This is a genomic window from Streptomyces sp. NPDC048142, assembly GCF_043202835.1.
In the GTDB taxonomy this organism is placed as follows: domain Bacteria; phylum Actinomycetota; class Actinomycetes; order Streptomycetales; family Streptomycetaceae; genus Streptomyces.
This window is the reverse complement of the sequence record NZ_JBIDBC010000027.1, coordinates 1-20,507: the sequence shown is the minus strand read 5'-3', so window position 1 is coordinate 20,507 and position 20,507 is coordinate 1. Positions and strand designations below refer to the sequence as shown.

The 20,507-nt window shown below is 70.1% G+C and carries 15 protein-coding genes and 1 pseudogene; 11 read left to right on the top strand and 5 right to left on the bottom strand.

Features of this window, described 5'->3' with window-relative positions:
• The first annotated feature begins 2 nt into the window (after positions 1–2).
• The 4 genes from ACGF2Y_RS27680 (at position 3) to ACGF2Y_RS27665 (ending at position 3,052) form a co-directional block, all read left to right on the top strand.
• The gene (locus ACGF2Y_RS27680) at positions 3–722 is read left to right on the top strand and encodes a YggS family pyridoxal phosphate-dependent enzyme (RefSeq protein ID WP_392952774.1); all 720 of its coding nucleotides are present in this window, start codon (positions 3–5) and stop codon (positions 720–722) included.
• Positions 723–847: 125 nt separating this feature from the next.
• Positions 848–1,483: a cell division protein SepF gene (locus ACGF2Y_RS27675; protein WP_392952771.1), complete on the top strand. Its 636-nt coding sequence runs from the start codon at positions 848–850 to the stop codon at positions 1,481–1,483.
• Between the two features lie 89 nt (positions 1,484–1,572).
• Complete coding sequence (locus tag ACGF2Y_RS27670) at positions 1,573–1,857, top strand: YggT family protein (RefSeq protein ID WP_006123846.1); 285 nt, start codon at positions 1,573–1,575, stop codon at positions 1,855–1,857.
• A 49-nt stretch (positions 1,858–1,906) separates the two neighbouring features.
• Positions 1,907–3,052: a DivIVA domain-containing protein gene (locus ACGF2Y_RS27665; protein ID WP_392952768.1), complete on the top strand. Its 1,146-nt coding sequence runs from the start codon at positions 1,907–1,909 to the stop codon at positions 3,050–3,052.
• 313 nt (positions 3,053–3,365) lie between these two features.
• Here the strand turns inward: ACGF2Y_RS27665 and ileS are convergent, their stop codons facing one another.
• Entirely contained in the window at positions 3,366–6,542 is a 3,177-nt protein-coding gene (gene ileS, locus ACGF2Y_RS27660; protein ID WP_392952765.1) for an isoleucine--tRNA ligase, read from the bottom strand.
• 562 nt (positions 6,543–7,104) lie between these two features.
• Here ileS and ACGF2Y_RS27655 point away from each other — a divergent pair.
• The 5 genes from ACGF2Y_RS27655 (at position 7,105) to ACGF2Y_RS27635 (ending at position 11,748) form a co-directional block, all read left to right on the top strand.
• Positions 7,105–7,926 (top strand): TraR/DksA C4-type zinc finger protein, encoded by an 822-nt coding sequence (locus tag ACGF2Y_RS27655; RefSeq protein WP_392952762.1) that lies wholly within the window; start codon positions 7,105–7,107, stop codon positions 7,924–7,926.
• Positions 7,927–7,984: 58 nt separating this feature from the next.
• Complete coding sequence (lspA, locus tag ACGF2Y_RS27650) at positions 7,985–8,575, top strand: signal peptidase II (protein ID WP_392952759.1); 591 nt, start codon at positions 7,985–7,987, stop codon at positions 8,573–8,575.
• Positions 8,576–8,627: 52 nt separating this feature from the next.
• Entirely contained in the window at positions 8,628–9,569 is a 942-nt protein-coding gene (locus ACGF2Y_RS27645) for an RluA family pseudouridine synthase (RefSeq protein WP_392952756.1), read from the top strand.
• The gene (locus tag ACGF2Y_RS27640) at positions 9,566–10,051 is read left to right on the top strand and encodes a GNAT family N-acetyltransferase (protein ID WP_392952753.1); all 486 of its coding nucleotides are present in this window, start codon (positions 9,566–9,568) and stop codon (positions 10,049–10,051) included. The genes ACGF2Y_RS27645 and ACGF2Y_RS27640 overlap by 4 nt, the downstream gene beginning before the upstream one ends.
• 110 nt (positions 10,052–10,161) lie before the next feature.
• Positions 10,162–11,748, top strand: coding sequence for a Na+/H+ antiporter (locus ACGF2Y_RS27635; protein WP_392952751.1), 1,587 nt, complete (start codon positions 10,162–10,164; stop codon positions 11,746–11,748).
• 19 nt (positions 11,749–11,767) lie between these two features.
• Here the strand turns inward: ACGF2Y_RS27635 and ACGF2Y_RS27630 are convergent, their stop codons facing one another.
• On the bottom strand, positions 11,768–12,919 hold the full coding sequence (locus tag ACGF2Y_RS27630) for a mechanosensitive ion channel family protein (RefSeq protein ID WP_392952748.1): 1,152 nt from the start codon (positions 12,917–12,919) through the stop codon (positions 11,768–11,770).
• A 49-nt stretch (positions 12,920–12,968) separates the two neighbouring features.
• Between ACGF2Y_RS27630 and ACGF2Y_RS27625 the strand changes: the two genes are divergently transcribed.
• Positions 12,969–13,547, top strand: coding sequence for a dienelactone hydrolase family protein (locus ACGF2Y_RS27625; RefSeq protein WP_392952745.1), 579 nt, complete (start codon positions 12,969–12,971; stop codon positions 13,545–13,547).
• Between the two features lie 38 nt (positions 13,548–13,585).
• Here the strand turns inward: ACGF2Y_RS27625 and ACGF2Y_RS27620 are convergent, their stop codons facing one another.
• The 3 genes from ACGF2Y_RS27620 to ACGF2Y_RS27610 form a co-directional block, all read right to left on the bottom strand.
• Positions 13,586–14,401: a DsbA family protein gene (locus ACGF2Y_RS27620; RefSeq protein WP_392952743.1), complete on the bottom strand. Its 816-nt coding sequence runs from the start codon at positions 14,399–14,401 to the stop codon at positions 13,586–13,588.
• Between the two features lie 74 nt (positions 14,402–14,475).
• A complete protein-coding gene (locus tag ACGF2Y_RS27615; RefSeq protein ID WP_392952740.1) occupies positions 14,476–15,204 on the bottom strand; it encodes a hypothetical protein in 729 nt (242 codons plus the stop codon).
• Between the two features lie 37 nt (positions 15,205–15,241).
• On the bottom strand, positions 15,242–16,615 hold the full coding sequence (locus ACGF2Y_RS27610; protein WP_392952737.1) for a DUF2252 domain-containing protein: 1,374 nt from the start codon (positions 16,613–16,615) through the stop codon (positions 15,242–15,244).
• Positions 16,616–16,818: 203 nt separating this feature from the next.
• Between ACGF2Y_RS27610 and dnaE the strand changes: the two are divergent.
• Positions 16,819–20,356, top strand: a pseudogene (dnaE, locus tag ACGF2Y_RS27605) (DNA polymerase III subunit alpha).
• Positions 20,357–20,507: the final 151 nt, after the last annotated feature.

The following is a 20,507-nucleotide window of genomic DNA, read 5'->3' as shown; positions in this document are numbered from 1 at the left end:
GGATGACGGACCGTAAGGCTCAACTCGCCGCGAATCTGGCACAGGTGGAGGAAAGGATCGCCTCCTCCTGTGCCGCGGCCGGTCGCAAGCGCGAGGAAGTGACCCTGATCGTGGTCACCAAGACCTACCCCGCGAGCGATGTGCGGATCCTGCATGAACTCGGTGTGCGTCATGTCGCGGAGAATCGTGACCAGGACGCGGCCCCCAAAGCCACCGCTTGTGCGGATCTTTCGCTGACATGGCACTTTGTCGGACAATTGCAGACGAACAAGGTTCGTTCTGTGACCAGTTATGCCGATGTCGTGCAGTCGGTGGACCGCGCCAAGCTGGTCACCGCCCTCTCCGCCGCCGCGGTGCGCGGGGAGCGCGAACTCGGCTGCCTCGTCCAGGTCGCCCTGGACGCGCGGAGCGGTGCGCGCGGTGAGCGCGGTGGCGTCGCGCCGGACGGGGTCGAGGAGTTGGCGGCCGCGATCGGCGCGGCTCCCGGGCTCCGGCTCGACGGACTGATGACCGTGGCGCCGCTGGCCGGGGAGTACGCCGGCCGGCAACGGGCCGCGTTCGACCGGCTGATGGAAATCTCATCCCGCCTGCGCGCCGGTCATCCGGCTGCGAACATGGTCTCCGCAGGTATGAGCGGGGATCTGGAGGACGCGGTGGCGGCCGGAGCGACACATGTACGCGTCGGTACGGCGGTACTCGGAGTCCGACCCCGGCTCGGGTAACGTCGCGAAGCAAGTCGGACCACAGCAGAAAATATGGTCATTACCGCTCACAGCGGGCAGGCCACAGTGGATCGCGGGCACTTGGTGACGAATGCCGATCCACCACAGAGCGGAGGACTCGGAGCATGGCCGGCGCGATGCGCAAGATGGCGGTCTACCTCGGCCTCGTGGAGGACGATGGGTACGACGGTCCGGGGTTCGACCCCGATGACGAATTCGAACCTGAGCCGGAGCCCGAGCGCGACCGGCGGCGGCATCAGCCCCCGCACCAGGTGGAGCGGGAGCGCGAGCGCGACCGTGAGCACGAAAGGGACGAACCGGTACGAGTGGTGCAACCACCCGCCCAGCGCGAGCCGGTTCAGCTCCCCGCGGAAAGCGGGCGACCCGCCCGAATCGCCCCCGTGGCATCCATCACACCCGAACGCCCGAGCATGGAGAAGAACGCACCGGTGATCATGCCCAAGGTCGTGTCCGAGCGGGAGCCGTACCGCATCACCACGCTGCACCCCAGGACCTACAACGAGGCCCGTACCATCGGGGAACACTTCCGTGAGGGCACTCCGGTGATCATGAATCTCACGGAGATGGACGACACGGACGCGAAGCGACTTGTCGACTTTGCCGCGGGACTCGTCTTCGGTCTCCATGGCAGCATTGAACGCGTGACACAGAAGGTGTTCCTGTTGTCGCCTGCTAACGTCGATGTCACGGCGGAGGACAAGGCCCGCATCGCAGAGGGCGGATTCTTCAACCAGAGCTGAGAACACGACACCGAACAACCCGGCCGAGAGGCCGGTGCCGGCCACGAGGCCGGAGCTGACGAGAGCCAGGGGAGAGGGAACCGCGGGACATGGGCGTCGCACTGGATGTGGTCTATATCGCGCTGATGTGTTTCCTCATCGTGCTGATCTTCCGGCTGGTCATGGACTACGTCTTCCAGTTCGCACGTTCATGGCAACCCGGCAAGGCGATGGTGGTCGTACTTGAGGCCACTTACACTGTCACCGATCCACCGCTCAAGCTTCTGCGGCGGTTCATTCCGCCGCTGCGTCTCGGGGGCGTGGCACTCGACCTGTCCTTCTTCGTTCTGATGATCATCGTCTACATCCTGATCAGCGTTGTGGTCAGGTTGTGAGCGATACGGTCCTGCCGACTGCCGACGACTACGTAGAGGTGAAGAAGAGATGCCGTTGACCCCCGAGGACGTGCGGAACAAGCAGTTCACGACCGTCCGCCTCCGAGAAGGCTATGACGAGGACGAGGTCGATGCCTTTCTCGACGAGGTCGAATCGGAGCTGACCCGTCTGCTCCGTGAGAACGAGGACCTGCGCGCCAAGCTGGCCGCCGCGACGCGTGCCGCCGCGCAGAACCAGCAGCAGCAGCAACAGCAGCAGGGTATGCGCAAGCCTCCGGAGCAGCAGGATCGCCCGGGTGCGCCCGTTCCCGCCGCCATATCCGGACCGCCGCAGCAGCAGCAGCCCCCGCAGATGGGTCCGCCCCAGCTGCCCGGTGGCGCGCCGCAGCTGCCCGCAGGTCCCAGTGGCCACGGCCCTCAGGGCGGCCACGGCCCCGGTCCGCAGGGTCAGCACGGCCCCGGCCCGATGCAGGGCGGTCCCATGGGCGGCCCGATGGGCCAGCACCCCCAGCAGCAGCAGATGCAGCAGCAGATGCAGCCGCCGCAGATGCAGCAGCAGGGGCAGGGCCCCGGCGGCGACAGCGCCGCCCGTGTTCTCTCGCTCGCACAGCAGACCGCCGACCAGGCGATCGCGGAGGCCCGTTCCGAGGCCAACAAGATCGTCGGCGAGGCGCGCAGCCGTGCCGAGGGCCTGGAGCGCGACGCGCGTGCCAAGGCCGACGCCCTGGAGCGGGACGCGCAGGAGAAGCACCGCGTGGCGATGGGCTCGCTGGAGTCGGCCCGCGCGACGCTGGAGCGCAAGGTCGAGGACCTGCGTGGCTTCGAGCGCGAGTACCGCACGCGGCTGAAGTCCTACCTGGAGAGCCAGCTGCGCCAGCTGGAGACCCAGGCGGACGACTCGCTCGCCCCGCCGCGGACTCCGGCGACCGCTTCGCTGCCGCCGTCCCCCTCGCTGGCCCCGGCCGGTGCGGGTGCGATGGGTCACTCCATGGGCGGCTCCAACCACGGTGGCCACGGCGGCCAGCAGATGGGCGGCGGCCAGTCCATGGGCGGTGGGCCGTCCTACGGCGGCCAGCAGCAGATGTCGCCCGCGATGACGCAGCCGATGGCACCGGTGCGGCCGCAGGCGCCGCAGCCGATGCAGCAGGCGCCTTCGCCGATGCGCGGGTTCCTGATCGACGAGGACGACAACTGAGCGGTTCGCGCTCGCTGAGCGCGTAGCCGTCGGCAGGCAAAGGGCCGGGCCCCGGGTTTTCCCCGGGGCCCGGCCCTTTGCCGTGGGCGGCGCCCCCGGCCCCTGTGTCCTCAAGCGCCGGACGGGCTGAGTTTCGGGGCTCCGCCCCGGACCCCGCTCCTCAAGCGCCGGAGGGGCTTGAGACGACCCGGTCCCGCTTCTTGGGCGCGGGAGGGCATATCCGAGGCGCGGGGATTCGGGGGCGGAGCCCCTGAGGGGGTACGGGAAGGCCCGGCCGGAACGCTTCCGGCCGGGCCCTTCGCTTGCGTACGGGTTACCGCTTGCGCAGGCGGAACGTGAGCGCCAGGCCCTCGTCCTCGAACACCTCGCCGTACGTCTCGTCCGCCTCGCCCTGCGCGTAGTCCAGGGCGAGCACCTCCTCGGAGATCAGCGGCGTGTGCTCGGTGAGGGCCTCCACCGTTGCCGGGGACGTCGAGGTCCAGCGGACGGCGATGCGGTCCGCGACGTCCAGGCCGCTGTTCTTGCGGGCCTCCTGGATCAGGCGGATCGCGTCACGGGCCAGGCCCGCGCGGCGCAGTTCCGGGGTGATCTCCAGGTCCAGGGCGACCGTCGCGCCCGAGTCCGAGGCGACCGACCAGCCCTCGCGCGGGGTCTCCGTGATGATGACCTCGTCGGGGGAGAGGGTGATCTGCTCGCCGTCGACCTCCACCGTGGCCGTGCCTTCGCGCAGGGCGAGCGAGAGGGCCGCCGCGTCCGCGTTCGCCACCGCCTTGGCCACCGCCTGCACGCCCTTGCCGAACCGCTTGCCCAGGGCGCGGAAGTTGGCCTTCGCCGTCGTGTCGACCAGTGAACCGCCCACTTCGGAGAGCGAGGCCAGCGATGTGACGTTCAGCTCCTCCGTGATCTGCGCGCGCAGTTCGGGGGAGAGCGAAGCGAAGCCCGTCGCCGCCACCAGTGCGCGGGACAGCGGCTGGCGGGTCTTCACGCCCGACTCGGCGCGCGTGGCCCGGCCCAGCTCCACCAGGCGGCGCACCAGCGCCATCTGCGTGGAGAGCGTCGGGTCGATCGCGGAGACCTCCGCCTTGGGCCAGGTGGACAGGTGTACCGATTCCGGGGCGTCGGGAGTGACCGGGGCGATCAGGTCCTGCCAGACCCGCTCCGTGATGAACGGGGTCAGCGGGGCCATCAGCCGGGTCACCGTCTCGACGACCTCGTGCAGCGTGCGCAGCGCCGCCTTGTCGCCCTGCCAGAAGCGGCGGCGCGAGCGGCGTACGTACCAGTTGGAGAGGTCGTCCACGAACGCCGAGAGCAGCTTGCCGGCGCGCTGGGTGTCGTAGCCCTCCATCGCCTGCGTCATCTGGTCGACCAGCGCGTTGAGTTCGCTGAGCAGCCAGCGGTCCAGGACCGTGCGGTCCGCCGGGGCCGGGTCGGCCGCCGAGGGGGCCCAGCCCGACGTGCGCGCGTACAGGGCCTGGAAGGCGACCGTGTTCCAGTAGGTGAGGAGCGTCTTGCGGACGACCTCCTGGATGGTGCCGTGGCCCACCCGGCGTGCCGCCCACGGGGAGCCGCCCGCAGCCATGAACCACCGCACCGCGTCCGCCCCGTGCTGGTCCATCAGCGGGATCGGCTGGAGGATGTTCCCCAGGTGCTTGGACATCTTGCGGCCGTCCTCGGCGAGGATGTGGCCCAGGCAGACGACGTTCTCGTAACTCGACTTGTCGAAGACCAGGGTGCCCACCGCCATCAGCGTGTAGAACCAGCCGCGGGTCTGGTCGATGGCCTCCGAGATGAACTGCGCCGGGTAGCGGCTCTCGAAGATCTCCTTGTTCTTGTACGGGTAGCCCCACTGCGCGAACGGCATCGAACCCGAGTCGTACCAGGCGTCGATGACCTCCGGGACGCGGTACGCCTCCAGCCGGCAGTTCTCGTGCGAGCAGGTGAAGGTGATCTCGTCGATGAACGGGCGGTGCGGGTCGAGCGACGACTGGTCGGCGCCCGTCAGTTCCGTCAGCTCCGCGCGTGAGCCCACGCACGTCAGGTGGTTGTCCTCGCAGCGCCAGATCGGCAGCGGCGTGCCCCAGTAACGGTTGCGGGAGAGCGCCCAGTCGACGTTGTTGTTCAGCCAGTCGCCGAAGCGGCCGTTCTTGACCGAGTCCGGGAACCAGTTGGTCTTCTCGTTCTCCTGAAGGAGACGGTCCTTGATCGCCGTCGTCCTGATGTACCAGGACGGCTGCGCGTAGTAGAGCAGGGCCGTGTGGCAGCGCCAGCAGTGCGGGTAGCTGTGCTCGTACGGGACGTGGCGGAAGAGCTTGCCGCGCGCGTCCAGGTCCGCGGTGAGCGCCTCGTCGGCCTTCTTGAAGAAGACGCCGCCGACCAGGGGGAGATCCTCCTCGAAGGTGCCGTCCGGGCGGACCGGGTTGACCACCGGCAGGCCGTACGCACGGCAGACCACGAGGTCGTCGGCGCCGAACGCGGGGGACTGGTGGACCAGACCCGTACCGTCCTCGGTCGTGACGTACTCGGCGTTGACCACGTAGTGGGCTTCCGCCGGACTGTGTCCATTGCTTCCCTCGCTGACGCTCGGGAACTCGACCAGGGCGAAGGGGCGCTCGTAGGTCCAGCGCTCCATCTCGGCGCCGGTGAACGACCGGCCGGTGACCTCCCAGCCCTCGCCCAGCGCCTTCTCCAGGAGCGGCTCGGCGACGACGAGCTTCTCCTCGCCGTTCGTCGCGACGACGTAGCGGACCTCGGGGTGGGCGGCGACGGCCGTGTTGGAGACCAGCGTCCAGGGGGTGGTCGTCCAGACCAGGAGGGCTGCCTCGCCGGCCAGCGGGCCGGAGGTGAGGGGGAAGCGGACGAAGACCGAGGGGTCGACGACCGTCTCGTAGCCCTGGGCCAGCTCGTGGTCGGACAGGCCGGTGCCGCAGCGCGGGCACCAGGGGGCGACCCGGTGGTCCTGGACCAGCAGGTCCTTGTTGAAGATCTCCTTGAGCGACCACCACACGGAGTCCACGTACTCCGGGTCCATCGTGCGGTACGCGTCGTCCAGGTCGACCCAGTAGCCCATGCGGGTCGTCAGCTCGGCGAACGCGTCGGTGTGCCGGGTCACCGACTCACGGCACCTGGCGTTGAACTCGGCGATGCCGAAGGCCTCGATGTCCTTCTTGCCGTTGAAGCCCAGCTCCTTCTCGACCGCGAGCTCGACCGGCAGGCCGTGGCAGTCCCAGCCGGCCTTGCGGCCGACGTGGTAGCCCTGCATGGTGCGGAAGCGGGGGAAGACGTCCTTGAAGACGCGGGCCTCGATGTGGTGCGCGCCCGGCATGCCGTTGGCGGTGGGCGGGCCCTCGTAGAAGACCCACTCGGGGCGGCCCTCGGACTGCTCGAGGCTCTTGGCGAAGACCTTGCTCTCGCGCCAGAAGTCGAGCACGGCGTGCTCCAGCGCGGGCAGGTCGACCTGGGCGGGTACCTGGCGGTACTGCGGCGATGTCATGTGCGGCTTCCTCCGGCGGACGTCTTCCACTTCCGTCGGAGGGACGAGAGCGTCTCGGCTCCCGCGGTACCACCCTCCTTGGCCCCGGGCGTGCGCCCGTGGCCCCCTCATTGGGGTCGCGACGCCGGGTCTAGTGACCTCGGTCCCATGGGCGGGGCCCATGGTCCAAAGCGTTCTTCCGGCAGCTCCGGGGTGATCTTCACGACGCGCTCGCCCCCGGGCTCCCACCATCCCCGGGTCGCTGCTGGCTGCGTACGGCGCTACTCGTCCCGTCCAAGCCTCTCGCTGGGGTCAGTGTACGGGCCTCGACGGCGACGGCCGACCGGTTATCGGCGGCGCGCGGGCGTGACCCGACTGGCCGGACGGGGCGCGCGGACTTCCCGGCGCGGCCCGGAGGCCGGATTACCGGGCGGGGAGCTGGGAACAACGGAGGCAGGCGCGCCACGACCGGATACGGGGAGGGGCGGGAAGGCGGCGTGCCCCGTTGCCGCGGGGCTGGAGTCGATTTATCGTCCCAGCACGATTCGCGAGCAAGATCACAATATGTGAAGGGGCCGCGGCCATGGTGGCGAAGAAGACGGCGGAAGAGACCGCGGCCGAGCAGGACGGCACCCACGAGCCACCGGCCGGCCAGGGGGCCGCGCCCGCGAAGAGGACGGCGAAGCAGGCCGCCGTCAGGAAGACGGCGACCAGGAAGACGGCGACCAAGAAGTCGGCCGCGAAGGAGACGGCGGCCAAGGAGACGGCGGCCAAGAAGACGGCCGCGAAGGAGACCGCGGTCGGCGAGGAGCCCGCCGCCAAGAAGAGCACCGCCAAGAAGAGCGCGACCAAGAAGGCGTCGAAAAAGGCCGCAACGGCGGCCACGGAGGCGGCCCGCGCCGCCGAGCAGACGGGAGCCCACACGGTGGTAGCCAAGAAGAGCGCGAGTCGTCCCGCAGCAGCCGCACAGGCCACGGCCCCCGTGCCGCCGGCCCGTGCCGTCGCCCCCGACGAGCTGGCCGTCCGGCCCGGGGAGGACCCCTGGACGCCCGGGGAGGTCACCGAGGCGCGCACCCTGCTGGCGAGCGAGACGGTGCGGCTCCGCAGCGAGCTGGAGGCCTCCGGCGCGGCGCTCGCCGGTCTGATGCGGGACTCCGGAGACGGTGCGGGCGACGACGAGGCCGACACCGGCACCAAGAACATCACCCGCGAGCACGAGCTGTCGCTGGCCGCCAACGCCCAGGAGATGCTGGAGCAGACCGAGCGGGCCCTGGCCCGTCTGGAGGCGGGGACGTACGGGCTCTGCGAGGTCTGCGGCAAACCGATCGGCAAGGCGCGGATGCAGGCCTTCCCCCGGGCCACCCTGTGCGTCGAGGACAAACAGAAGCAGGAGCGGCGCGGCTGATCCGCACAGGTGTGTCGTACGCTCATCCTCAGTCAGGCACCTAGGTCGAGGGATTCACGTGGCAGAGGCGGAGCGCATCATCGGTACGCCGGACAATCCCGATGCCGAGAGCACGGACGAGGGCGGCAGCACGGCCGCCGACGCCGCCGTGAACGCGGGCCGGGGCAAGCGGAAGGTCCTCGTTCTCCTGAGCGTGGCCATCGTGGCCTACCTGCTGGACCTGGTCACCAAGATGATCGTGGTCGCGAAGCTGGAGCACCAGCCGCCGATCGACATCATCGGCGACTGGCTGCAGTTCCGGGCGATCCGGAACGCGGGCGCCGCGTTCGGGTTCGGCGAGGCGTTCACGGTGATCTTCACCATCATCGCCGCCGGCGTGATCGTGGTGATCGTCCGGCTGGCCCGCAAGCTCTACAGCCTGCCGTGGGCCATCGCCCTGGGCCTCCTCCTGGGCGGTGCGCTCGGCAACCTCACCGACCGCCTCTTCCGGGCGCCCGGCGTGTTCGAGGGCGCGGTGGTGGACTTCATCGCCCCCAAGCACTTCGCCGTCTTCAACCTCGCCGACTCCGCCATCGTGTGCGGCGGCATCCTCATCGTGATCCTGTCCTTCAAGGGCCTCGACCCGGACGGGACCGTGCACAAGGACTAGGGGGCACCCCCGGGCGGCGCGTGGAGCCGCGGGCGCAAGGCATACTCGACAGGTGAGTACGCACCCCGAGATCCGCACCCTGCCCGTACCGGACGGCCTGGAAGGCGAGCGCGTCGACGCCGCCATCTCCAGGATGTTCGGTTTCTCCCGCACCAAGGCCGCCGAGCTGGCCGCAGCCGGGAAGGTCCAGGTGGACGGTTCGGTGGCCGGGAAGTCCGAGCGGGTCCACGGGGGTGCCTGGCTGGAAGTGGAGATGCCGGGGGCACCCGCTCCCGTCCAGATCGTCGCCGAGCCCGTCGAGGGCATGGAGATCGTCCACGACGACGACGACATCGTCGTCATCATGAAGCCGGTCGGCGTCGCCGCCCACCCCAGCCCCGGCTGGACCGGCACCACCGTCATCGGCGGCCTCGCCGCGGCCGGCTACCGGATCTCGACCTCCGGCGCCGCCGAGCGCCAGGGCATCGTCCACCGGCTCGACGTCGGCACCTCCGGCCTGATGGTCGTCGCCAAGTCCGAGCGGGCCTACACCCTGCTCAAGGCCCAGTTCCGCGACCGGGTCGTCGACAAGAAGTACCACGCCCTCGTCCAGGGCCACCCGGACCCGATGAGCGGCACCATCGACGCCCCCATCGGCCGTCACCCCAACCACGACTACAAGTGGGCGGTCACCGCCGAGGGCAAGCCGTCGGTGACCCACTACGACCTGATCGAGGCCTACCGCGCCGCCAGCCTGCTCGACATCAAGCTGGAGACCGGCCGCACCCACCAGATCCGGGTCCACATGTCCGCCCACCGCCACCCCTGCGTCGGCGACCTCACCTACGGCGCGGACCCGACGCTGGCCAAGCGCCTCGGGCTGACCCGGCAGTGGCTGCACGCCGTGCGCCTGGGCTTCGAGCACCCGAGCGACGGCAGCTGGGTGGAGTTCGCCAGCACCTACCCGGCCGACCTCCAGCACGCCCTCGACACCATCTCGGCGGAGAGCCAGTGAGTTCCGCCCCCTCCCCGTACAGCACCCGAAGGGCCGCCGAGGAGAGCGACCTCCAGGCCTGCTTCCAGGTCCGCAGGGACGTCTTCGTCGGTGAGCAGAACGTGCCCGAGGAGCTGGAGTACGACGCCCACGACGCGACTGCCGTGCATGTCCTGGCCGTCGCGGCGGACGGCACCGCGCTCGGCACGGGACGGCTGCTGCACGGCGCGGACGCGGCCGGCGGGACCGGTGGCGACCCGGCCGTCGGTTCGCTCGGCCGGCTCGCCGTGAGCCGGGAGGCCCGCGGCCTCGGGATCGGCGCGGCCCTCGTCCGGGCCATCGAGGACGAGGCGCGGGCACTGGGCCTGACCGCCGTCGACCTGCACGCCCAGACCCACGCCCTCGGGTTCTACGAGCGGCTCGGATACGTCGCGTACGGCCCCGAGTTCCCCGACGCGGGCATGCCGCACCGGGCGATGCGGCGGGAGATCCACCCGGCCTGAGCGCCGGAAGCGGGAGGTATCGGCTGAATCGCCCACCCTGCGTGGCAGGGTGGGAGGTCTTGCCCGGCCGCTCGTGATGTGCCGGACCCGCATGCTCCGGAAGGCACCTCGTGGAACAGATGTCCCTGCTGCTCCTGCTGCTGTTCGGAGCCGTGGTCACGGTGCCGCTCGGAGCACGGCTGGGGCTGCCGGCTCCGGTGCTGATGACGCTCGTCGGCATCGCGATGGCCTTCATGCCGTTCGTGCCGAACGTCGACATCCCGCCGGAGATCATCCTCCCCGCGCTGCTCCCGCCGCTGCTCTACGCCACCGTGCAGCGCACCTCCTGGCGGCAGTTCGCCGCCAACAGGCGTCCGATCTTCCTGCTGGCCGTGGCCCTCGTCTTCGTCACCACGGCCGCCGTCGCCGCAGTCGCCAACTCGATCGTGCCGGGGCTGCCCATCGCCGCGGCCGTCGCCCTCGGCGCGCTCGTCGCCCCGCCCGACCCGGTCGCGGCGACCGCCGTGGCGGGATCCGTGGGGCTGCCGCGCCGGCTGGTGTCGATCCTGGAGGGCGAGGGGCTCTTCAACGACGTGACCGCCATCGTGCTCTACCACGTGGCCATCGCCGCCGCCGTCAGCGGCACCTTCTCGCTCCCCGAGGCCTTCGGACTGCTGGTCCTCTCCGCCGCCGTCGCGGTCGCGGTCGGCCTCGCGCTCGGCTGGCTCACCATCAAGCTGATGAACCTGCTCGGCGACGCCACCCTCCAGGTCGGCCTGTCCCTGCTGGTGCCCTTCGTCGCCTACGTCCTCGCGGAGGAGCTGAGGGGCTCCGGCGTGCTGGCCGTCCTGACCGTCGCGCTGTTCCTCGCCGAGCACACCGCCGACGCCGACGACGTGCTCGGCCGGCTCACCGGACGCACCTTCTGGGAGATCGTCGACACCCTGGTCACCGGCGTCGCCTTCGGGCTGATCGGCCTGGAGCTGCACAGCGTGTTCGGCACCGCCCACGGGCACGCCCTGGAGATGGCCGGCTGGGGGCTCGCGGTCGTCGCGGTCGTCGTCGGCGTACGGCTGCTGTGGCTGCTCCCCGCGACCTGGCTGGCCAAGCGGCTGCACACCCGACGTGACGTCAGCGAGGAGATCCCCACCAGCTGGCGGGAGACCGTCGTGATGTGGTGGGCCGGGATGCGCGGGGTGGCCTCGGTCGCCCTGGCGCTGGCGATCCCGCTGGAGACCGATGACGGGCAGCCCTTCCCCGGCCGCGACGAGATCATCTTCATCGCGTTCGCCGTGATCATGGCGACCCTGGTCTTCCAGGGGCTCACCCTGCCCTGGCTGGTGCGCAAGCTGGGGGTCCGGGCCGACACCGACGCCGAAGAGGCCCTGGAGCGGGAGCTGGCCATCCGGGCGGCCAGGGCCGCCAAGTACCGCCTCACGGAGATCCAGGAGGTCGAGGAGTTCCCCGAGGAGGTCATGGAGCGGCTCCAGCGCGCCGCCTACGACATCGGGGCGCGGATCAGCCCGGACATGGTCGACGAGGAGCGGCGCGAGGCCTACGCCCGGCGCGCGGAACGCTTCAGGGCGATCAGCCGCGTCCAGCGCGAGATGATGTCGGCCGCCCGCCACGAGGTGCTCTCCGCGCGCAGCGAGCCCGGCTCCGACCCGGAGGTCGTGGACCGGGTGCTGCGTTATCTGGACGTCCGCTCGCTGCGCTGAGCCACCCCGGACGGGCGGCTCAGCCGATGCCGGTGTGCGGCGCCCTGGAGCCGCCCAGGCCGGCCGGCGGCGTCTTCCCGTTGTGGCCGGACCGCCCCCCGGGGCCCGCCGGCTCCGCCCACTGCCCGCCCGGCGGCAGCACGGCGGGCGCGGTGGAGATCCGCGGCAGCGCGTACGGATGGTGGTCGCGCAGCCAGCCGATCAGCTGCTCACGCACCGCGCAGCGTGCCGTCCAGATGTCGTTCGCGTCCTTCGCCGTGACCACCGCGCGCACCTCGATGGTGGTCGGCGTCGTGTCGGTGACGGCCAGCGACCAGTCCCGGCCGTCCCACGCGGCGATGTCCCCGAGGAGGTCCCGCAGTTTCTCCCGCATCGCGGCGACCGGAGCGGAGTGATCGAGGTGGAAGTAGACCGTCCCGGTCATCTGCGCCCCGCCGCGCGACCAGTTCTCGAACGGTTTGCCGGTGAAGTACGAGACCGGCATCGTGATCCGCCGCTCGTCCCAGGTCCGTACCGACAGGAACGTCAGGGTGATCTCGTCGATCGTGCCCCACTCGCCGTCCACCACCACGGTGTCACCGATCCGCACCATGTCGCCGAACGCGATCTGGAGCCCGGCGAAGAGGTTGCCGAGCGTCGACTGGGCGGCGACGCCCGCGACGATGCCGAGCAGACCGGCCGAGGCCAGCATCGACGTGCCGATCGCCCGCATCGGGGGGAACGTCAGCAGCATCGCCGCGATGGCGACCACCGTCACCACCGCGATGACCACCCGCTGGATCAGCGTCACCTGCGTACGGACCCGGCGGACCCGGGCCGGGTCGCGGGTGGCCGCCGCGTACCGGGAGTAGCTGGCCTCCACGACCGTCGCCGCGATCCGCACCACCAGCCAGGCGGACGCGCCGATCAGCACCAGGGTCAGGATCTGGTCTGTCCCGGCCCGGTGGTCCCCCACCCAGGAGATGCCCGACTGGCGGTAGCTGCCGCGCAGCAGCGCCGTGATGATCACCACCTGCAACGGAGGCCGGCAGCGCCGCAGCAGCCCCCACAGCGGGGTCTCGTGGTGACGGCTGTCGGCCCGCCGCAGCAGCCGGTCGACCAGCCAGCCGACCAGCAGGGTGATCACCACACAACCGCCGATCACGATCAGCGGGCGCAGCACGCTCTCCATTCCTTCGTCCTCCAAGCGGTGGGGCGGCCTTCAGGGCACAAATGGCACCATGGGCCTCATGAACATCATGCTTTTCCACTCGACGTACGGGCTCCGGCCCGCCGTGCACGCCGCGGCCGCGCGCCTCAGGGACGCCGGCCATGAGGTGCGCGTGCCCGATCTGTTCGAGGGGCACACCTTCGGCACGGTGGAAGAGGGGATGGCCTACAAGGACGAGGTCGGCAAGGAGGAGCTGCTGAAGCGCGCCGTGCTGGCCGCCGCACCCTACTCCGACCAGGGGCTCGTCTACGCCGGCTTCTCCCTCGGTGCGGCGACCGCGCAGACCCTGGCGCTCGGCGACGCGAAGGCCCGCGGGCTGCTGCTGTTCCACGGCACGTCGGACATCGCCGAGAACGCCACGGTGGACGAGCTGCCCGTCCAGCTGCACGTCGCGGACCCGGACCCCTTCGAGTCCCACGACTGGCTGAACAGCTGGTACCTCCAGATGCGGCGGACGGGCGCGGACGTGGAGGTCTACCGCTACCCCGGGGCCGGGCACCTGTTCACCGACCCCGATCTGCACGACTACGACCAGGCGGCCGCCGAGCAGACCTGGAAGGTCGCGCTCGGCTTCCTGGCCACTTTGTAGAAGCGCGCCGGAGGGCGGCCCCGGGGCGGCCGAAGGCGTTACGCCTTCAGCGCCTTGTCGACGGCCTTCGTGAACTCGTCGGCCGTCATGGGGGCGTTCTCGCTGCCCTCCGCCGTGACCTTCTTGTCGTCCATCTTCAGCGTCGGCGTGCCCTGCACACCGCTCTTCTCGAACGCCTTGGACATCTTCATCGCCCAGGCGTCGAAGGTGCCGTCCTCCACGTTCTTCTGGAAGGCCTTGTTCCCCTTCAGCGCGTCGACGGAGTCCGCGACCTCGATGAGGTAGCTGTCCTTGGCGAACTTGTCGTCGCTCTCCTCGGGGTGGAACTCCGCCGAGTACAGCGCGGCCTTGTACTCCAGGAACGCCTCGGGGCTCACGTCCAGCGCCGCGCCGAGCGCGCTCAGGGCGTTCTTGGAGCCCTCGCCGTTGTCGATGTTGTCGATGAAGGTCGCGCCGACGTACTTGACCTTGTACTTACCGGCCTCGACGTCCTTCGAGAGGGTCTCGCCGATGCCCTGCTCGAACGTGGCGCACACCGGGCAGCGCGAGTCCTCGTACAGCTCCAGGGTCTTCTTCGCGCCCGACTCGCCGATCACCACGGTGGTGCCGTCGTCGCCCGAGGTGTTCTTCGGCGCGGTGACGTTCTTCGCGTCGGCGGCCGCCTCCCAGGCGCCCGGCTTGTTCAGCTCGTTCACGCCGTAGGCGATGCCGCCGACCACGGCGAGGGCGGCGACGACCGAGACCGCCACGACGACCTGCTTGCGGGTCTTGTCCTTCTTGGCCTGGCGCTCGCGCTCGGCGCGCAGCCGCTCACGGGCCGCTGCCTTGTTCGTCTGGGTGTTCCGCTTGCTCATGTTCGTTCTCCGTGACTGCGTGATGCTACGTGTGTGGGAAGGGGCGGTGCCGGCGTCGTCGTGTCGCCGTGCTCTCAGGCAGCGGCGTACGTCATGAGCGGCGGGCCCCTGCGTCCCACACACCGCACGAGGAAGCGGGCGGCCAGCGGCGGGTGCGGACGTCCGGCGGGCCGGGTGCCGCGGACCGCGGACCGGACGCCCGCGCGCACCACGGCGACCGCGACCAGCAGCGGCCGGAACGCCAGCAGGGCCGCCGTGCGCAGCAGCCCGGCCAGGGCCGCCTCGCCGCGCCGCAGCCAGGCCGCGGCGAGCAGCCCGACCGCCACATGGGCGACGAGCAGCAGCCACGGCACGGCAGGTCCCGGCTGCGCCAGCAGCGCCGCCGCGCGGTCGCCCGCACCGGCCACATCGGCCAGCGGGGTGCCCACCGCGCCGACCCCGGCGATCCGGGCCCCGGAGGCGCCGACCTCGCCGCCGCCGCAGAGGACGTCGAAGCCCACCGCGCGCAACGGGCCCGCGACCGGGCCGCCGGCCGCCCCGTAACAGAGATGCTGGCCCGTGGTGAAGAGCGTGTCGGCGGCCAGCTCCAGCGGCACCAGCAGCCCCGCGATCGCCCCGAAGCCGCGCTCCCGGCCGGCCAGCGCGTACGCCACCGCGAAGACGACGGCGGCCATCAGCGCGACCGCGGCCAGTGGCAGCGGGACCCCGGAGAGCAGCACGTGGGACGCCGTGGACAGGGTGACGGCGAGCGCGGTGAAGACCGCCGCGCGCGCGACCCTGAGCTGCGTCCCTGAGATGTCCATCGCCGGAAAGTGTGTCATGCGCCGAGGTAAACGGGTCTTAAAAGTGGCTGAGAGTCCCCGCGGGGGGACCCTGGGCCACCGGGCCCTGCAGGCCCGGGATCCGGCCGTTGCGGAAGAGGTCCACGAAGATCTGGTGGTCCGCGCGGGCCCGCGCCCCGTAGCTGTGGGCGAAGTCGACGAGGAGCGGCGCGAAGCTCTCCTCGTCGGCCGCGATGGCCGCGTCGATCGCCCGCTCCGTGGAGAACGGCACCAGCGAGTGTCCGCTCTCGTCGTCGGCGGCCGCGTGCATCGTGGCCGTCACCCGGCCCAGATCGGCGACGACCGCCGCGATCTCGTCCACCTCGTCGATGTCGGACCAGTCCAGATCGACCGCGTACGGCGAGACCTCGGCGACCAGCTGGCCCGAGCCGTCCAGCTCGGTCCAGCCCAGCCACGGGTCCGCGTGCGCCTGGAGCGCGCGCTGCGAGATCACGGTGCGGTGCCCCTCGTGCTGGAAGTACTCCCGCACATAGGCGTCCGTGACGTGCCGGGAGACCGCCGGGGTCTGCGCCTGCTTGAGGTAGATCACGACATCGTTCTCCAGGGCGTCGCTGTTGCCCTCCAGGAGGATGTTGTACGAGGGCAGCCCGGCGGATCCGATGCCGATGCCCCGGCGGCCCACCACGTCCTTGACCCGGTAGGAGTCGGGACGGGTCAGGCTCGACTCCGGCAGCGTCTCCAGATAGCCGTCGAACGCGGACAGCACCTTGTAGCGCGTCGCGGCGTCCAGGTCGATCGCTCCGGCGCCGTCCGCGAACCGGCGCTCGAAGTCCCGGATCACCGTCATCGAGTCCAGCAGCGAGAAACGCGTGCGCGAACGGGCGGCGCGCAGCGCGCCCAGCAGCGGGCCGTCCGCGGTGTCCAGGGTGAACGGCGGCACCTCGTCGTTCTTCGCGCCCGTCGCCAGCGCGTGGATCCGCTCGCGGTAGGACGCGGCGAAGATCCGGACCAGGTCGGTGATCTGCTCGTCGGCCAGTGCCTTCGCGTGACCGATGAGCGCCACGGAGGCGGCGAAGCGCTTCAGGTCCCAGGTGAAGGGGCCCACGTACGCCTCGTCGAAGTCGTTGACGTTGAAGACGAGCCGGCCGTTGGCGTCCAGGTAGGTGCCGAAGTTCTCCGCGTGCAGATCGCCGTGGATCCACACCCGGCCGGTGTGCTCGTCCAGGAACGGGCCGCCGTGCCGCTCCTGCTCCAGGTCGCCGTAGAACAGGCAGGCCGTGCCGCGGTAGAAGGCGAAGGCCGAGCCCGCCATCCTGCGGAACTTGACCCGGAAGGCGGCCGGATCGGCGGCCAGCAGCTCTCCGAAGGCGGTGTCGAAAACGGTGAGAATCTGCTCCCCGCGCCGCGCTGCGCCGGTCTGCGTTTCCGACATTTCTTGCTGCCTCCCGCTGTAGCTGGCGTGTCTGGCCGAACCCGGGGTCCAGGTGACCGAGTGCATGACAAATCGGACGGATGTCCCGTCCTCTCCAACGCTCGGCGTGAGCCGGGAGTGCCCGTCGTCCGACTCCGCCACGTCGTAGACTTCCACGCTGTCCCCCCGTCCGTCATCGCCCGACTTCCCGGAGGCCCGACGCCGTGACCAAGCCGCCCTTCACGCACCTGCACGTGCACACCCAGTACTCGCTGCTGGACGGTGCGGTGCGGCTCAAGGACATGTTCGAGGCGTGCAACGAGATGGGCATGTCGCACATCGCGATGACCGATCACGGCAACCTGCACGGGGCCTACGACTTCTTCCACTCGGCGACCAAGGCGGGCGTCACGCCGATCATCGGCATCGAGGCGTACGTCGCCCCGGAGTCGCGCAAGCACAAGCGCAAGGTGCAGTGGGGGCAGCCGCACCAGAAGCGCGACGACGTGTCCGGTTCCGGTGGTTACACCCACAAGACGATCTGGGCGTCCAACAGGACGGGGCTGCACAACCTCTTCCGGCTCTCCTCCGACGCGTACGCCGAGGGCTGGCTCCAGAAGTGGCCCCGGATGGACAAGGAGACCATCTCCCAGTGGTCCGAGGGCCTGATCGCGTCCACCGGCTGCCCCTCCGGCGAGGTGCAGACCCGGCTCCGGCTCGGCCAGTTCGACGAGGCGGTCCAGGCGGCCTCCGACTACAAGGACATCTTCGGGGCGGACAAGTACTTCCTGGAGCTGATGGACCACGGCATCGAGATCGAGCGCCGGGTCCGTGACGGGCTGCTGGAGATCGGCAAGAAGCTCGACATCCCGCCGCTGGTGACGAACGACTCCCACTACACGTACGCCCACGAGGCCACCGCCCACGACGCCCTGCTCTGCATCCAGACCGGCAAGAACCTCTCGGACCCCGACCGCTTCCGCTTCGACGGCACGGGCTACTACCTCAAGACGACGGACGAGATGTACGCCGTCGACTCCTCCGACGCCTGGCAGCAGGGGTGCGCCAACACCCTCCTGGTCGCCCAGCAGATCGACACCACCGGCATGTTCGAGGCGAAGAACCTCATGCCGAAGTTCGAGATCCCGGACGGCTTCACGGAGATCACCTGGTTCCAGGAGGAGGTCCGGGTCGGCATGGGCCGCCGCTTCCCGAACGGTGTCCCCGACGACCGGCAGAAGCAGGTCGAGTACGAGATGGACATCATCATCCAGATGGGGTTCCCGGGGTACTTCCTGGTCGTCGCCGACTTCATCATGTGGGCCAAGAACAACGGCATCGCGGTCGGCCCCGGCCGTGGCTCGGCGGCCGGTTCGATCGTGGCGTACGCGATGGGCATCACCGACCTCGACCCGATCGAGCACGGGCTGATCTTCGAGCGGTTCCTCAACCCCGAGCGCGTCTCCATGCCCGACGTCGACATCGACTTCGACGAGCGCCGGCGCGTCGAGGTGATCCGGTACGTGACCGAGAAGTACGGCGCCGACAAGGTCGCCATGAATCGGCACCTACGGCAAGATCAAGGCCAAGAACGCCATCAAGGACTCCGCCCGGGTCCTGGGCTACCCGTACGCGATGGGCGACCGGCTCACCAAGGCGATGCCCGCCGACGTCCTCGGCAAGGGCATCGACCTCAACGGCATCACCGACCCCAAGCACCCGCGCTACAGCGAGGCGGGCGAGATCCGGGGGATGTACGAGAGCGAACCGGACGTCAAGAAGGTCATCGACACCGCCAAGGGCGTCGAGGGCCTGGTCCGGCAGATGGGCGTGCACGCCGCCGGCGTCATCATGTCCAGCGAGCCGATCGTCGACCACGCCCCGCTCTGGACGCGGCACACCGACGGCGTCACCATCACGCAGTGGGACTACCCGCAGTGCGAGTCGCTCGGCCTGCTGAAGATGGACTTCCTCGGCCTGCGCAACCTGACGATCATGGACGACGCCATCAAGATGGTGAAGTCCAACAAGGGCGTCGACCTGGAGATGCTCGACCTGCCGCTGGACGACCCCAAGACGTACGAACTGCTCTGCCGGGGCGAGACGCTCGGCGTCTTCCAGTTCGACGGCGGGCCGATGCGTTCCCTGCTGCGCCAGATGCAGCCCGACAACTTCGAGGACATCTCCGCCGTCTCGGCCCTCTACCGGCCGGGCCCGATGGGCATGAACTCGCACACGAACTACGCGGAGCGCAAGAACGGCCGCCAGGAGATCACCCCGATCCACCCGGAGCTGGAGGAGCCCCTCAAGGAGGTCCTCGGCCTCACCTACGGTCTGATCGTCTACCAGGAGCAGGTCCAGAAGGCCGCCCAGATCGTCGCCGGGTACTCACTGGGCGAGGCCGACATCCTGCGCCGCGTGATGGGCAAGAAGAAGCCCGAGGAGCTGGCGAAGAACTTCGTCCTCTTCGAGAAGGGCGCCAAGGAGAAGGACTTCTCCGACGCGGCGATCAAGGCGCTGTGGGACGTCCTGGTGCCGTTCGCCGGATACGCGTTCAACAAGGCGCACTCCTCGGCGTACGGCCTGGTCACCTACTGGACCGCCTACCTCAAGGCGAACTACCCCGCCGAGTACATGGCCGCTCTGCTGACCTCGGTCAAGGACGACAAGGACAAGTCCGCGGTCTACCTCAACGAGTGCCGCCGCATGGGCATCAAGGTGCTCCCGCCGAACGTCAACGAGTCGCTGTCCAACTTCGCCGCCCAGGGCGACGACGTGATCCTCTTCGGCCTGACCGCCATCCGTAACGTCGGCCAGAACGTCGTCGACTCGATCATCCGGTCGCGCAAGGCGAAGGGGAAGTACAGCACCTTCCCCGACTTCCTGGACAAGGTCGAAGCGGTCGTCTGCAACAAGCGCACGGTGGAATCGCTCATCAAGGCCGGCGCGTTCGACGAGATGGGCCACACCCGCAAGGGCCTCGTCGCCCACCACGAGCCGATGATCGACAACGTGGTGCAGGTCAAGCGCAAGGAGGCCGAGGGGCAGTTCGACCTCTTCGGCGGCGGCGAGGAGGAGAGCGGCGAGCCGGGCTTCGGGCTCGACGTGGAGTTCTCCGACGTCGAGTGGGAGAAGGCCTACCTGCTCGCCCAGGAGCGGGAGATGCTCGGCCTGTACGTCTCCGACCACCCGCTGTTCGGCCTGGAGCACGTGCTGTCCGACAAGGCCGACTCCTCGATCTCCCAGCTCATGGGCGGGGACTACGGCGACGGCGCGATCGTCACCGTCGGCGGCATCATCTCCGGCCTCCAGCGCAAGATGACCAAGCAGGGCAACGCCTGGGCCATCGCCACCGTGGAGGACCTGGCCGGCTCCATCGAGTGCATGTTCTTCCCCGCCACCTACCAGCTGGTCTCCACCCAGCTCGTCGAGGACACCGTCGTCTTCGTGAAGGGGCGCCTGGACAAGCGCGAGGACGTGCCCCGGCTGGTCGCCATGGAGATGCAGGTCCCCGACATCTCCAACGCCGGGACCAACGCGCCCGTCGTCCTCACCATCCCCACCGTGAAGATCACCCCGCCGATGGTCACCCGGCTCGGCGAGGTGCTCAGCCACCACCGGGGCGACACCGAGGTACGCATCAAGCTCCAGGGCCCCCGCAAGACCACCGTCCTGCGGCTCGACCGGCACCGGGTCAAGGCCGATTCGGCCCTCTTCGGCGACCTGAAGGTGCTGCTCGGCCCGGCCTGCCTGGCCGGCTGAGCGCACGACGCCGACGGCGAGAGGGGGGGGCCCCCGGGTGGGGGGGCCCCCCCCCCCCCCCCCCCCCCCAAAACCCCCCCCCCCCCGCCCCCCCGGCGGGGGGCCGGCAGGGGCGGATGGTTTGGCGCCCCCCCGCGCGGGGGGCGCCCGG

What these genes read in the sequence shown, in the direction of transcription:
- ACGF2Y_RS27625 (WP_392952745.1), top strand. Translation starts at nt 12,969, where the DNA reads ATGGGCCTCATGAACATCATGCTTTTCCACTCGACGTACGGGCTCCGG.
- ileS (WP_392952765.1), bottom strand. Translation starts at nt 6,542, where the DNA reads ATGACATCGCCGCAGTACCGCCAGGTACCCGCCCAGGTCGACCTGCCC.
- ACGF2Y_RS27615 (WP_392952740.1), bottom strand. Translation starts at nt 15,204, where the DNA reads ATGGACATCTCAGGGACGCAGCTCAGGGTCGCGCGCGCGGCGGTCTTC.
- ACGF2Y_RS27670 (WP_006123846.1), top strand. Translation starts at nt 1,573, where the DNA reads ATGGGCGTCGCACTGGATGTGGTCTATATCGCGCTGATGTGTTTCCTC.
- ACGF2Y_RS27665 (WP_392952768.1), top strand. Translation starts at nt 1,907, where the DNA reads ATGCCGTTGACCCCCGAGGACGTGCGGAACAAGCAGTTCACGACCGTC.
- ACGF2Y_RS27610 (WP_392952737.1), bottom strand. Translation starts at nt 16,615, where the DNA reads ATGTCGGAAACGCAGACCGGCGCAGCGCGGCGCGGGGAGCAGATTCTC.
- ACGF2Y_RS27620 (WP_392952743.1), bottom strand. Translation starts at nt 14,401, where the DNA reads ATGAGCAAGCGGAACACCCAGACGAACAAGGCAGCGGCCCGTGAGCGG.
- ACGF2Y_RS27680 (WP_392952774.1), top strand. Translation starts at nt 3, where the DNA reads ATGACGGACCGTAAGGCTCAACTCGCCGCGAATCTGGCACAGGTGGAG.
- ACGF2Y_RS27675 (WP_392952771.1), top strand. Translation starts at nt 848, where the DNA reads ATGGCCGGCGCGATGCGCAAGATGGCGGTCTACCTCGGCCTCGTGGAG.
- ACGF2Y_RS27630 (WP_392952748.1), bottom strand. Translation starts at nt 12,919, where the DNA reads ATGGAGAGCGTGCTGCGCCCGCTGATCGTGATCGGCGGTTGTGTGGTG.
- ACGF2Y_RS27655 (WP_392952762.1), top strand. Translation starts at nt 7,105, where the DNA reads ATGGTGGCGAAGAAGACGGCGGAAGAGACCGCGGCCGAGCAGGACGGC.